At 60.0% G+C, this 13,705-nt stretch carries 13 protein-coding genes and 1 tRNA gene; 8 read left to right on the top strand and 6 right to left on the bottom strand.

Annotated elements, in window-relative coordinates:
- Nucleotides 1–5: 5 nt before the first annotated feature.
- Together GSQ73_RS01070 and GSQ73_RS01075 are read right to left on the bottom strand one after the other, a co-directional pair.
- Complete coding sequence (locus GSQ73_RS01070) at nucleotides 6–458, bottom strand: RimK/LysX family protein (RefSeq protein WP_158880086.1); 453 nt, start codon at nucleotides 456–458, stop codon at nucleotides 6–8.
- 234 nt (nucleotides 459–692) lie between these two features.
- Nucleotides 693–1,304, bottom strand: coding sequence for a hypothetical protein (locus GSQ73_RS01075; RefSeq protein WP_158880089.1), 612 nt, complete (start codon nucleotides 1,302–1,304; stop codon nucleotides 693–695).
- A gap of 68 nt (nucleotides 1,305–1,372) precedes the next feature.
- Here GSQ73_RS01075 and GSQ73_RS01080 point away from each other — a divergent pair, with 68 nt between their 5' ends.
- Together GSQ73_RS01080 and GSQ73_RS01085 are read left to right on the top strand one after the other, a co-directional pair.
- Nucleotides 1,373–2,506, top strand: coding sequence for a C2 family cysteine protease (locus tag GSQ73_RS01080; RefSeq protein WP_158880092.1), 1,134 nt, complete (start codon nucleotides 1,373–1,375; stop codon nucleotides 2,504–2,506).
- A gap of 11 nt (nucleotides 2,507–2,517) precedes the next feature.
- A complete protein-coding gene (locus GSQ73_RS01085) occupies nucleotides 2,518–2,955 on the top strand; it encodes a hypothetical protein (protein WP_158880095.1) in 438 nt (145 codons plus the stop codon).
- Nucleotides 2,956–3,153: 198 nt separating this feature from the next.
- Here GSQ73_RS01085 and GSQ73_RS01090 read toward each other — a convergent pair.
- Nucleotides 3,154–3,227: transfer RNA gene (locus GSQ73_RS01090), tRNA-Gly, on the bottom strand.
- Between the two features lie 232 nt (nucleotides 3,228–3,459).
- Here GSQ73_RS01090 and GSQ73_RS01095 point away from each other — a divergent pair.
- The 3 genes from GSQ73_RS01095 (at nucleotide 3,460) to GSQ73_RS01105 (ending at nucleotide 8,486) form a co-directional block, all read left to right on the top strand.
- Nucleotides 3,460–5,652, top strand: a complete 2,193-nt coding sequence (locus tag GSQ73_RS01095; RefSeq protein ID WP_158880098.1) for a FecR family protein — start codon at nucleotides 3,460–3,462, stop codon at nucleotides 5,650–5,652.
- Between the two features lie 127 nt (nucleotides 5,653–5,779).
- On the top strand, nucleotides 5,780–6,481 hold the full coding sequence (gene trmB, locus GSQ73_RS01100) for a tRNA (guanosine(46)-N7)-methyltransferase TrmB (RefSeq protein ID WP_254063231.1): 702 nt from the start codon (nucleotides 5,780–5,782) through the stop codon (nucleotides 6,479–6,481).
- Nucleotides 6,482–6,644: 163 nt separating this feature from the next.
- Nucleotides 6,645–8,486, top strand: coding sequence for an SLC13 family permease (locus GSQ73_RS01105; RefSeq protein WP_174236038.1), 1,842 nt, complete (start codon nucleotides 6,645–6,647; stop codon nucleotides 8,484–8,486).
- A 25-nt stretch (nucleotides 8,487–8,511) separates the two neighbouring features.
- Here GSQ73_RS01105 and GSQ73_RS01110 read toward each other — a convergent pair whose 3' ends face one another.
- Nucleotides 8,512–8,871, bottom strand: a complete 360-nt coding sequence (locus tag GSQ73_RS01110) for a Rieske (2Fe-2S) protein (protein WP_158880103.1) — start codon at nucleotides 8,869–8,871, stop codon at nucleotides 8,512–8,514.
- A gap of 78 nt (nucleotides 8,872–8,949) precedes the next feature.
- Between GSQ73_RS01110 and GSQ73_RS01115 the strand changes: the two genes are divergently transcribed.
- The 3 genes from GSQ73_RS01115 to yedA all read left to right on the top strand — a co-directional run bounded on the left by GSQ73_RS01115 (nucleotide 8,950) and on the right by yedA (nucleotide 11,177).
- Nucleotides 8,950–9,225 (top strand): hypothetical protein, encoded by a 276-nt coding sequence (locus tag GSQ73_RS01115; RefSeq protein ID WP_158880106.1) that lies wholly within the window; start codon nucleotides 8,950–8,952, stop codon nucleotides 9,223–9,225.
- A gap of 95 nt (nucleotides 9,226–9,320) precedes the next feature.
- Entirely contained in the window at nucleotides 9,321–10,226 is a 906-nt protein-coding gene (locus GSQ73_RS01120) for a methylated-DNA--[protein]-cysteine S-methyltransferase (RefSeq protein WP_158880109.1), read from the top strand.
- 33 nt (nucleotides 10,227–10,259) lie between these two features.
- Entirely contained in the window at nucleotides 10,260–11,177 is a 918-nt protein-coding gene (yedA, locus tag GSQ73_RS01125; RefSeq protein WP_158880112.1) for a drug/metabolite exporter YedA, read from the top strand.
- Nucleotides 11,178–11,218: 41 nt separating this feature from the next.
- On the opposite strand, the gene GSQ73_RS01130 is transcribed toward yedA, so the two are convergent.
- Entirely contained in the window at nucleotides 11,219–12,526 is a 1,308-nt protein-coding gene (locus tag GSQ73_RS01130; RefSeq protein ID WP_158880115.1) for an ABC transporter permease, read from the bottom strand.
- Between the two features lie 12 nt (nucleotides 12,527–12,538).
- Complete coding sequence (locus GSQ73_RS01135) at nucleotides 12,539–13,702, bottom strand: FtsX-like permease family protein (protein WP_158880117.1); 1,164 nt, start codon at nucleotides 13,700–13,702, stop codon at nucleotides 12,539–12,541.
- Nucleotides 13,703–13,705 lie beyond the last annotated feature (3 nt).

Genomic DNA, 13,705 nt, shown 5'->3' on the forward strand with positions numbered 1-13,705 from the left:
CGCAATCATGAAATATTCCTCGCCAGCGCGAGCGGTCGCGACTGGGTGTAGGAAAGTGAAGGATCCACGGCGAAGCGTCCGAACAACGCACTTCGACCGAGCAGAAAGGGAAACAGCATATGCCGACGATCGGTGAGGTTGATGTCGACGTCGAAGGTTTGCCCGCCAAGCTGCACTTCGCTGCGAATGAACCAGCGCGTGGTGCGACGCCCGCCGGTGTCCGTCACCGTTCGCCGATCGAGCGCAGGCGCCTCGCAGCTCACATCCACCGGTTGTCGCCGCCCGACGTGGATGCTGAAGCGCAACCACGTCACGCCGTCGCGCTCGAAATGTTCGAGCGTATCGACATGCAGCGAACTGCTGCGCGCGCCGGTATCGAGCTTGGCCTTGAGCATGTCGATACCCAGCTGCGGCAATGCCAGCCGCTCCCGCCAACCGAGGGTGATCAGATCCGCCATGACAGTTCGGGAGCGCGCTCGGGGAGTGGAGCGGGTGAAGGGAAAGGCACCCTCCAATTACCGCTGACCGTAAAAATATCTAAAGATATGAATCTATTACATTTTCTGGCGCTTAACTGAAGCTAATGGGCGTGATCTGAAGCCAAAGTACCAAAATGTAGTACCCACCCTGTAACCCAGCTTGATACCCATTCTACATGAGCCAAAATGGGGTTCGCAGCTAGCAATAGGGGCTTACTTTTTAGCGCCATGACTCACGTCCACCAATATGTACTCGCCCTTTTCTCCCCATCGAGGGGACTTAGCATCAAGCTTGATGCAAAGCCGTCCACCGCAAGAAGTCATCCCGACTTGAGCGTAAGCCTCTGCCGTTTCTGCATCCATCTGAGCAGCAACGGTGCGGGCTTTGGCGTCGTTGTAAGACTGCCATTCCATCCAGATCGCAAGGCAACCACCCGCTACAACTAGCACCAAGGCCAGCACGATTGCCCCGAATGTCATTTTAATCTGGCTAGACATGATGGCTCTGGCATGTTCTAGCGATTCTGTTAACGATTGCGTGGATGCGGATATCTGGCTTGAGGTTGAAGAAATAGCTTGTTGCAGTTTTTCAGTTCCATCAGCCATAGAAGCACCGACGCTCTGGCGTGTGACCGTTGCAATTTGCTGGCTAGCCCCCTGCACTATCCTTTCCACGTCACCACGGACAGATCCAACGGTGTGAGCTAGGTTCTGGCCGGCCTGCTCCTGACCCGCGACAGCAGCAAGACTTCGACGCTCCAGCGATTCGGTGAGAAATGCCAACTTATTGGCGGTTTCTATAAGAGTCTGAAATTCAGCTTCCATACTTGGGCCTCAGATCGGGATTGGGTTACAGTCATGATGCCCTTCCTGACAACGCAAAGGAGAGTGCTATGGCTGATCCACAACAGCCTCCATACATGGACCGGGACCTCTATGGTCCATCAGGAAAGCCACAACCACAGGACATTGCACAACTCCAATTTGGAGATTGCTACTTTGTTTCTCCCCTTGGGAGCTTGGCTCATCAGCAACCTGAGCGCATCCAGAATGCGATCCAATACGATGCTGACAAGGGCACCTTCAATGTCACCATGTATCAACCTCATGGCATCTTTCATCATGCCAAGGCAACACAGGTTGAAGTCACTCAAGCCGACATTCAAAAAGATATTGCGTTAGGTGGAGACAGCCTTGTAGGGCGATACCCTGGCGTCAAAGAACCTGTTTGGCCGGCTGTTATGGAAGCTGCATACGCCAAATTGTCGGAAAAGAAAGACGAGGACATAACTCAAGGCTTTGACCATATTTCACATAGTGGCTGGCCTAAAGATGCTCTCTACGCCCTGACCGGAGAAAAGTCACAAACTATTTCAGCCTCAAACCTCAAAGATATGAAGCTTGATGACGCGTACACGAAGATTAATACGGACCTTAAAGAAGGCCGTCCAATGCTTTTAACCACCAATCCTATGCCGGAAAAAATGAACGATGGATTGGTTCAAGGGGATAGGGGTGGCGGTCACGCGTACATGGTCGAAGGTATTTCTAAAGACCAGAACGGCAATGTAGCACTAACACTTAGAAATCCTTGGGGACACAACCAAGCACCTGATATGGGTGTTGATATCAAAAGCCCAAATGTAGATGTTGACCTAAAGACCATTTTACAAAATGGCCATCTTCAAGGCCTTGATGTTGGTTCCAAGGCACTAGAAATAGATAAGAAGCAAGATCAAAACAAAGACAACCAAAAAGAACATTCTCAACAACAAGCACCACAAGTTAAAACGGGCGACCCTGCATTTGACAAGCTTTTGAATAGCCTTGGGAACAACGACGCTACGACAAAAGCACTTCAAGAATTTGCACAATCACCGTCAGGTCAAGCGTTTCATGCTGAAGGGCGAGCACAATACGCTGAAGTCCAAAACCAACAGCTTCAGGCTCAAGTTGCTCAACAACAGGTTCAAATACAGAATCAAGCCCCGGCTCAGGCACAAACTGGCCCAGTGATGACGAGATAGAAGGAGAATTTATGAAAAGAATCACAACTACCTTAAGTATAATTTTACTTTCAGTCTTTTCATCTATCAGCGTTGCCGGGTCAACAAACATGATTATAGATAAAGCCCCAACTAATTTATTTCATCCGTCGGGTGACGCAACGCTTCAACAATACAAAGAACAGAAAGATTTCATGCAAGAGGCACTGGATTCCTACTGGAAAGGAAAATTTAATATCACCGAAAAGAAGCTTTTTCTATCAAGCTCTTTTGGAATTGGCATCAAGCGTCAGTTAGACAACTATATAGTTGAAGATTTACATGGCGAGAAGATTGAAGAACACGTTGTTGATGGGCTTTCATCCGTGACTATCTGGAAAGTTGGCGATGAATACTTTTCCCTAGCTGTTTCGGAAATGATTCCCGGCGGTAATGCTATCTATGGCTACTATGAGATAGCTCACGCGTGAGGCACAGGCGAGCATAGGCCACGCCAGAACGATAGAAAAGATAAGGCTTCACGGTGAGATTGGCACCTTGCCAGCTTCGGCTAGTACACGAAGCGGGACACGATTTAGTACCTTTTTGGGTACTACGGGATTAGTGATCCCAAAAAATGCCAATATTTTTCTTTAGAAACCGAGACTTGTGCTGAATCCAAGTCTGAGTGGAGCGGGTGAAGGGAATCGAACCCTCGTCAGTAGCTTGGGAAGCTACAGCTCTACCATTGAGCTACACCCGCGTTGGCCGAAAGATGGTAACCCGGGATTTGCGCGGTTGGGAACATCGGCCGCACGAACGCGTACCGTCGCACTTCCGGGTCACGAAATCTTTCGGTCCTCGTTCACCGCGATGAACGTTCGCCGTCCTGCCTGCACGCATGCCTGATCGCGTCATCCTTGCGGCGTGATTTGCGTTGATGCGCATATAGGTTCGATATCACGCACTCTCTTTTCGTCTCGCTGGAGAATCGCATGCGCACGTCTGCCGATCTGCTCGCGTCCTGTCGTCATCGCTGTCGGCTTCTGGCGGTGGTTGCGTTGTGCCTGGTTGGCGGAACCGCGTACGCGCAAACGGTTGCTGGCGACGATGCGGGTGATCCGCCGGCGCGCGCGGCACGGCTTTCCTACATTGCCGGTGATTTGGGCTTTCTTCCGGCGGGCGCAACTCATTGGAGCGATGCCAGCGTCAACCGCCCGCTGACCAGCGGCGACCGACTTTCCACCGGACAAGGGTCACGCGCGGAGCTAGACCTCGGCGGCGGCACATTGCGCATGGCGGGGCGCACCGAATTCGGTGTGCTCGAACTGAGCGACGCCATGGCGCAGTTCGAATTGACCAGTGGCTCGCTCAGCATCACCGTGCGCGATCTCTACGAAGGCCAGAGCTACGAAATCGACACGCCGACCGTCGCTCTGGTGATCGATCAGCCCGGAACGTTTCGTATCGACATCGGTGATGACGGCGGCAGCAGCAACACGCGCGTCAGCGTGTTCGACGGGCGCGCCACGGTGTATGGAGAAAACAACGCGCAGCAACCCGTGCTCGCCGGTCGCAATTATCGCTACGCGAATTCCAGCCTCGCCGCCGTCACGGTCAACGACATCGGCGATGGCGATGCGTTCGACATGTGGTCGGGCGAACGCGATCGCGAGTACGCACAATCGAATTCCAGCCAGTACGTTGGAGACGATGTGGTCGGCTATCAGGACCTGGATCAGTACGGCGACTGGCAGGAAACCGATGACTATGGCGCCGTCTGGTTTCCAACAGATACCGCGGCCGATTGGGGACCATATAGTGATGGCCACTGGGCATACATCCTGCCGTGGGGCTGGACCTGGATAGACAACTCGCCATGGGGCTTCGCGCCTTATCACTACGGACGCTGGGCATACCTGCGCCATCGCTGGGGCTGGATTCCGGGACGGCGCGGCGTGCGCTCAAACTACGCGCCGGCAATAGTGGCGTTCGTCGGTGGTCGCGGCCGGGCGGGCGGCCGCGACGCGCCGGTCGGCTGGTTTCCGCTCGGCCCAGGCGAGATCTACAACCCGTGGTATCGCTGTGGACGCCGCTGCTACACCGACGTCAACGTCAACAACATCCGCGGCCGTCGCGATGAAGACCAGGCGAGCTTGCTCGCGCACGTGCACGATCGCTACGGGCACTATCGCAGCGGCACGGCGGATCATGACGAGCATTACGCAAACCGCGATGTACCGCGTGGATTCACCGCAGTTTCCGGGCAAGCGTTCGCCGGCGGACAAAACATCCGTCATGGCCTGCTGCATGTCGATTCGCAGAAGCTGGCGTCGGCTCCGGTTCTTTCGCGCGGCATCAACATTCGGCCCGCACCCGGCGCCATCGCTTCGCCGCGTAGTGCGCATGCGCGGGTCCTGCCCCTCGGAGGTTTCCAACGCGATGTCGTCGCGCATCACGAGCCCATGTCGCAAAGCTCGACCGCGCTTCACGGTGCGGCTGGCATGCGGCGAAACACGGCCGGCAACAACGTACGCGTTCTGAATCCGCAAAGTGCTCACGACCGCGCCAATGCGTCGTCCACCTTCGGCCACGCGACTAGCGGAACGGGCGACCTGGGGCACTCCAGCCATCTGCTTCCCGTCGTGCCGAAGATCGATGCCGCCGCTACCGAACGTGATCCCACCACATTCAATGCACGCCACGGCGAACTGCCTTCGTCGCGATTCGCCCATCCGCAGCCACGTTCGGGCGAGGGCACCATTTCCCGCACCGGTGATCGTGAGCCTGCAGAAACGTATCGAGGCGATGCGATCCTGCCTGCCGAGTCACGCACCGAACGCGCTGCAGCGATGCACGAAACCATGCCGATGAACGATCGTGGGTCCGAACGCATTCTGCACAACGACACGCTGCCCGACATGCCTACGCCTGCCGAAAGCGAACGTCGCGTCGAGCGGGAAAGCGATGCGGGGCAAACTGATTTCCGTTCGTCATCGCGTCCCGCCTATCCCGCTCGCGAGGAACCGGTGCGACAGAACTCTCAGCCTCGTTACGAACCGATGCAGCGTGCGGCGCCGGAATTCAGATCGCCGTCGCACGGCGATCGCTCGGCGCCTGAGCGTAGCGAATCGCACTCGGCCGGCAGATCCGAATCGAGCGGTAGCGACAACTCGCACAAGCACTGATCGATCGCGCGCATCGTGTTCTCGTTTCACGGAAAACACGATGCGGGCGCGTGTATACGGCCGGCTACAATGTGCCCATGACATTCCACCCTTGCCGCCAACGCACTCATCGATCACGGATTTGCGCGTGACTGACGAAAATATTCTCCGCCCGGATCACCTGCGTCGCATCCGCAGCTTCGTGCTGCGCGAAGGCCGCATGACGCCAGCACAGCAACGCGCATTCGACACGCTGTGGTCGCGCTTCGGCGTCGACTATCGCGGTGACGCGCAGAATTTCGACGCGGCGTTCGGTCGCCACGCGTCACGCGTGATGGAAATCGGCTTCGGCAACGGCGAAGCGCTTGCCTGGGCCAGCGAGCATGATCAGGCGCGCGATTTCATCGGCGTCGAAGTGCACGGTCCCGGCGTTGGCCGGCTGATGAATGTGCTGGCCGCACGCGATGCCGGCAACGTTCGCCTGTACCGGCACGACGCGGTGGAAGTGCTCGAGCACGAGATCGCTCCGGGCACGCTGGACGAGGTGCGCATCTGGTTTCCCGATCCCTGGCACAAGAAGCGCCACAACAAACGCCGCTTGATCCAGCCGGAGTTCGTCGCGCTGCTCGCATCGCGCACGGCGCCCGGTGGCCTGCTGCATCTCGCCACTGACTGGCAGGCGTATGCCGAGCACATGCTCGAGGTGATGGAACACGCGCCCGACTGGCGCAACGCGATTGCTCCCGGCATCTATGCGGAGAAACCCGCGTGGCGCATCGAGACCCATTTCGAACGCCGTGGCATGAATCTCGGCCATGGCGTGTGGGACCTGCTCTACCGACGCATCTGATCGCGCCGCGACATGGCTGCGATTCACCAGCCGCGGCATGGGCGCGCTTATACTGACGCGATCCAGACAGGGACGAATCGACGCCGCGTGAAGCTTTCATCGTTCCCCTGCATGCACCGTTGCCAGCCGGCCCGCAAGGGCGCGCGCTGATGCGCATCCACTGATGGGACTCTCGCTCACTCCCGAAATGATCATGGTGCTCGGCCTGGTGGCCTTCACCATGCTGATGCTGGTGCTGGAGTGGATTCGCGCCGACATGGTCGCGCTGCTGGTGGTGGTGGCGATCGGCCTGACCGGCCTGATTCCGTCCGACCGTGTCTTCAACGGGTTCGCTGGTAACGCCGTCATCGCAATCATCGCGATCATGATCATGGGCGAAGGACTGGACCGCGCCGGCGTGCTCAACCTCACCGCGCGGTTCGTGATGCGGATGGCGCAGGGCGTGGAATCGCGCCTGGGCCTGGTGATCAACCTCGTCGCCAGCTTGTTCAGCGCGGTGATCCCGAGTCAGGCGCTCGCCGCGTTGATGATCCCGGTGAGCAGCCGCCTGTCCGCGCGCACCGGTGTGCCGCTGTCGCGGCTGCTGCTGCCGATGGCGTTCTGCATCCTCACCGCCACCAACACCACGCTGATCGCGAACTCGCCGCTGATCGTGCTGAACGATCTGATCGCCAGCACCAACGTCAACCTGCCGCCGGGAGCGCACACGATTCCGAAGTTCGGCCTGTTCAGCGTGACGCCGGTCGGCCTCGCGTTGGCGCTGGTCGGCGTGGCGTATTTCTATTTCTTCGGCCGCAAGCTGTTGCCCGGTCACGAGGACGAACGCCTGAAGGTGACGCCGGGCCGCACCGAAAGCTACTTCGCCGAAACCTACGGCATCGGCGGCGAAACGGCCGAGCTCACCGTGACGGCGGAGAGCCCGCTGGTCGGCATGAGCATCATGGAAGCGGAACAGCTGCATGAGGCGCCGCTGATCCTGGCGATCAAGAGCGGCAACGACGCGCGCATGGCGCCACCGGCGGATCACGTGATCTGGGTCGGCTCGGTACTCGGCGTACTCGGACCGCGCGAACAGCTGCAGCAGTTCGCCAACAACCAGCTGTGCCGACTGTCCACGCGCATGCGCCAGCTGGGCGAGTTGTTCAACCCGACCCGCGCGGGTATTTCCGAAGTGGTGATTCCGCCGGTGTCGCGCTTCATCAAGCACACGGTCGGCGAACTGCGTCTGCGCAAGCGCTTCGGTATTTCGGTGCTGGCGGTCACGCGCGGCGATCAGGTGTTTCGCGACGACGTGCGCAGTGTGAGCCTGCGCGCCGGCGACACCGTCGTGCTGCACAGCAATTGGCGCGACCTCGCGCTGGCGTCGGAAGACAAGGATCTCGTCGTCGTCACCGACATTCCCAAAGAGGAGCAGCGCCCGGGCAAGATCTGGCAGGCCGTCGGCTTCTTCGTGATGGCGAAATGCCTGGCGCTGTTCACCAACCTCGATCTGTCGGTGGCGATGATGACCGGCGCGATCGGCATGCTGCTGACCGGCGTGCTGAACATGGACGAGGCTTATCGCGCCATCAACTGGAAGACCATTTTCGTCACCGCCTGCCTGATTCCGCTGGGCTGGTCGATGGACGCCACCGGCACCGCCGCGTGGGTGGCGCAGGAAGTGCTGCTTCATCTGGGCGGCCATTCGCACTGGTTGCTGCAACTCGCGCTGGCGATCCTCACGCTGCTGTTCTCGCAGGTGATGTCCAACGTCGGCGCCACCGTGATGATGGTGCCGATCGCGATCAGTGTGGCCGTCGCCACCGGAGGCAACCCATCGGCATATGCGCTGATCGTCGCGGTGTCGTCATCCAACACGTTCCTGCTCAGCTCCGGTCACCCCGCGCTGATGATGGTGACCGGCCCGGGCGGTTATCGCGGGAAGGACTTTTTGCGCGTCGGCCTGCCGCTGACCTTCGTGGTGCTGATCGTCACGCTCGTGGCGATCAACCTGCTTTTCCATTGATCGTTTCGCGTTTCGAAAACGACAATCAGGACGCGAGAAAAATATCGCCGTTCTCGACACGCAGCGGCACGCTTCGCAGAAGTTCGCCGCGACATGGTCCGGCGATGCACACGCCATTCTCTACATCGAACGTTGCACCATGCACGGCGCAAATCAGCGTGCCATTCTTCAGCAGGAATTTGCCCGGCGCATAGTCGAGCCGGCGACCCGCGTGCGGACAGATGTTGAGGTATGCGCAAACATCGTCGCCACGACGCAGCAGAATGATGCTGTCCTCGCCATCAGTCAGCACGGCGTCGACGGCGGTGGCGCCGCCATCGGGGATATCGTCAAGGCGACAAAGCAACCGTTCGGGCAGCGCATCGGCAAAGGTCATTGTATCCATCGGCACTTGCCTCGCTGGCCGGATGGCCCCATGGTTGCACGCGTAAGTCATTGATTTTACCACACGGATTTTTAACACATGCGCGTCTTCATGCCTTCGCTCCATCGTTCGCGCCATCCACTGGTGCGTGCCCTTTCGTTGTTGGTCGGCGTGGCGCTGATTGCCTTGCTGCTGGTGTTCGGATTGGTGGTCGCATCGGTGCTGCTGGTGGGTGGCGTGGTGCTGCTCGCCTGGCGCCAGTGGAAGCACGGCAGCATGTTTGCCAAATCCGCCGCAGCGAAACCGTCGCACACGCCAGCCGTGCTGGAAGGCGAGTTCGTGGTGGTGCAGCAGGGTCGCCCGGTCGCGCGTTGAGCGCTTCTTTCATCGCGCTCGCATCCATCGCATGATCCGGATGTTCGTCTCCGCCCGAACTGCCTAACCTGCAGGCATCGTCAACGGATGCCGCCATGAATACTCGCAGCCCATCGAATGAACCCGCCCTCGAGCGCGTGCGCCTGCAACTGGAACGCGCAGACGAAGCGCCCACGTTGGGCGAGCTCGCGCAGATCGCCCAACTCAGCCCCAGCCATCTGCAGCGCGCGTTCCGTCGCCGCTATGGCATGAGCCCCGCCGAATACCACCGCGTCCGCCGCTTCGGGCAATTGAAATCCGCATTGCGCGATGGTGAAGCGGTGAGCGCCGCCGTGTATGAAGCCGGTTTCGGATCGGGCAGCCGCGTTTACGAACACAGCGATCGACTGCTCGGCATGACGCCCGCCAGCTATCGTGCAGGCGGCGCGGGCGCGAGCATCCGCTACACCACGACGGACACGCCGCTCGGCCGCATGCTCGTCGCGGCCACCGGTCGCGGCATCTGTTCGGTGACCTTGGGCGACGACGATGCCGAACTGGAAAACCGACTCGCCAACGAATTTCCCAAGGCCACGCGCGAACGCGTCGACAACGGTCGCGAAGAATGGCTCGATGCAGTGATCGCGCGCATCGCGCACGACCTTGGTTGGAGCGATGTGGATGCGCCGGCGATGCCGCCGCTGGATGTCGCCGCCACTGCATTCCAGTGGCGTGTGTGGGACGCGTTGACGCGGATTCCGCAAGGCGTCACCAAAAGTTACGGCGAACTGGCCGCCGAACTCGGCGCACCGAAAGCGGCGCGCGCGATCGGCAATGCGTGTGGCAACAATCGGCTCGCGTTGATCGTGCCCTGCCATCGCATCGTGCGCGAAGACGGTTCGCTCGGCGGCTGGCGTTGGGGCGTGGAGCGCAAGCACGAACTGCTTGCCCGCGAACGGTCCGCGCAAACGCCCGACCATGCCGTCAGCCACTCTCGTCGACAGCGGCTGGCTCACGGATAATCGCAACAGTCCCTTCGCCTGCGCGCAATTCCAATGACTCCAGATTTCAAGGATGGCGCGACCGAATCGCCGCCGCCGATGCGCGATCCGCGCGTGCTCATTCCGCTCGCGTTATTTGCGTTGTACGTGATCTGGGGTTCCACGTATCTCGGCATCCGCTACGCGCTGGAAAGCTATCCGCCGTTTCTTCTCGCAGGCGTGCGCTTCCTCTGCGCAGGTCTGCTGCTCTTCGCTTTTCTGCGCGTGCGCGGCACGGCGTTGCCGACGTGGTCGCAGTGGCGCAACGCCGCGTTCACCGGCCTGCTATTGCTCGGCTTCGGCAACGGCCTGGTGTGCTTCGCCGAAGAGCGCGTGAGTTCGGGCATCGCCGCCGTGGCCGTCGCCAGCATGCCGCTGTTCGCGGCGATCTTTTCCGGCATGTATGGCGAATGGCCGAGCCGGCGCGAAAGTTTCGGGTTGGCTATCGGTTTCGTCGGTGTGGTCGTGCTGAATCTCGGCAGCGGATTGTCCGGCTCACACTTCGGGGCGTTCGTGCTGTTGTTCGCCGCGATGTGCTGGGCGTTCGGCTCCGTGTGGAGTCGCCGCCGCAACATGCCGCCCGGTCCGATGAACACCGCCGCGCAAATGCTGTGCGCCAGCGTGGCCTTGCTCGCGTTCGGCTTCGCCAGCGGCGAACACCTGCCGTCACATCCAACCACGCGCGCCACGCTTGCGGTGGTTTATCTCGTCATCTTCGGCTCGATCATCGCGTTCAGTGCGTATCTCTACGTGCTCAAGCACGCGCGTCCCGCATTGAGTACCAGCTACGCCTACGTCAATCCACCCGTTGCCGTGTTGTTCGGCGTGATGCTCGCCGGCGAACTTGTCGGCCCGTACGATCTCGCCGGCATGGCGATCATCCTGCTCGGCGTCGCGGTCATCACACTGGCGAAACAGAAACGCGCACATTAAAGCGCGCTTCTGTTCCACTCCACGCATGACCAATTCACGCCTCAGAGTTCGCGCAACGCCGTGGTCACCGGCAACCGCGCTGCACGCATCGCCGGGAACAGGCCACCGATGAAACCGATCGCCAACGCCCACTTCAGCCCGCTCCAGAGCAGGTGCGGTGCCACCTTGAAACGGAATACCACCTGGGTCAGCCCGCTCAGGGTCGAGGTGGTGTAGTTGTTGAAGACCAGCCATACGATCAAGGCGCCCAGAACACCGCCGAGCAACGCCAGCAACATCGTCTCCAGCATGACCGACACGACGACCGGCACGCCACGAAAACCGATGGCGCGCAGGGTGGCGATTTCTCGCGCCCGCGAGGCCACCGCGGCAAACATGCAGTTGAGTGCGCCGAAGATCGCGCCGATCGCCATGATGATGCCCACGGTCAGGCCGACGATACGGATCGTCTTGGCCAGACCGGAGGACTGGTTGGCGAAATAGTCTGCCGTGGTGCTGGCATCCACCTTCAATTTGGGATCAGACGAAAGCGCGGTATGGAATGCGTTGAACGCATCGGCACCGGTGAGTTTGACCAGCACGGATTCGGCGCTGTTGCCGCGACGATATGCTCCCGCCACAGTCTGTCGATCCGCCCACAATTCCGAATCATAGGCATCGCCGGATTCGAACACACCCACGACTTTCCACGACTCCGTACCCAGCTTCAGCTCATCGCCCACGTTCATGCCGGCGAACTGTCGCGCAGCACCCTCGCCCACCACCAACTCACGCAACCCGGGCTTGAACTTGCGCCCTTCGATGATCTTCAGCTCGGGCCGCAGAGCCCAGGCTTCATCATCCACGCCGCGAAGCTGCGCATTGGCATCGCCGTCCGCACTCTTCTGGGTGACATTGGCAGCGACCACCAGTTCTGCCGAAACGATCGGCTTGCCCGCAGCATCGCGCGCAATGCCCGGCGCCTGCGTGACGGCGTCGACATCATCGCGCACCAGCACCGAACTCGATTCCGTAGCCGAGCCGCCGCGCAATACGATCGCGGTATCCGCACGGCCGCCACTTTGCAGCGTGGCCGTCAGTCCCTCGCCCATGGCCAGCAATGCGACCAGCACGGCGACCACACCGGCAATGCCGATCACGATGACCGAGGACGAACCAAGCCGTTGCCGCAACGTGCTCACGCCTACCGCGGTCACCGAAGAGGTTTGCCGGCCCGTGCGCGATAGCGCGAGCCATGCAGCCAGTAAGACGACCAGTGCCAGTACACCGAACCAGGGAAGCAAAGTCCAGGCGAAAACCACTGCCGCAGCAAGCAGCATCAAACCCACATTGATCAGGAAATTTTTCATGGCCATGTCTCCCTAGCGACCGCTGAGCGCGTCGACAATGTTCAAGCGCATCGCGCGCCAGGCTGGAATCCAGCCGACCACCACACCAATGACCAGCATCAGCACGAAACCGATCAGCCAGGTATTGGCGCTGACTCCATGAACTGGAATCATGCCGCCGCTTTGTGCACCGATGACCGGCACGATCACGGATACCAGCGCCAGGCCGATGACACCGCCCAGCAATAGCAACAGCACGCTTTCCGTAAGCACCATCACCTGCACGCTGCGACTGGAGAAACCGATCGTCTTGAGCACGGCGAGTTCACTGGTGCGTTCGCGCACGGCCTGCATCATCGTGTTGCCGGTCAGCAGCAGCAGGGTAAAGAACACGGCACCCATGATCGACATGACGATCAGACCGATGTTCACCAGCTGCTTGATGAAGGATGCCTGGAACGCCTGCTCGGTCTGCGCCTTGGTTTCGTGGTCGGAATTGACCGAAATCGCGTCGATGGATTTCGCCACGGTGTCGGCATGACCAGGATCGGCAACCTTTACCACGTACCAGTGAACGGTGCCCGCGCCGAAGGCGTTGTTCTCGTCGAAATATTTCCAGTGGAACATCAGCATCTGTTCGCGCCCGGCCGAGCTGTCGTCCTTGGCGTGGAAGATGCCGGTGATGTCGAACGTCCACGTATTGCCACCCGAAGCCTTGGACGGAAAGATGGTCGACTGCAGCGGAATCTTGTCGCCGATCTTCCAGCCGTATTTTCTGGCCAGCGCCGCACCGACGATCGCGCCCGTGCGCGTCTGATCCCACGCGGTGCGCTGATCGGCCGGCATCACCAGTTCCGGGTAAAGATCCAGGTACTCCGGGCTCACCGCGAAACTGATGACCTGATTTTTCGGATCCTGATAGACACCGCCAAACCAGTTCGCTGTCGCCACTTTGGTGACGCCCGGCACGGCGCTGAACCGGGCGCCGAGGCTTTCCGGCAGCGGCTGCTGCATCGACATGCGCGAGTTGACAATCAGACGGCCGGCGCCATCCACGCTGTCGCCTGCAGTGAATGCCACGCGTACCGAATCGAGCAGGCCAAACAGCAGGAACGCGGCGATGATCGATACCAGCGTGAGCATCGTGCGGGCTTTGCGCCGGAACAGCGCCGCCCAGATGAGATGAAGATATTTCATCGT

Source organism: Rhodanobacter sp. L36, from assembly GCF_009765755.1.
In the GTDB taxonomy this organism is placed as follows: Bacteria; Pseudomonadota; Gammaproteobacteria; order Xanthomonadales; family Rhodanobacteraceae; genus Rhodanobacter.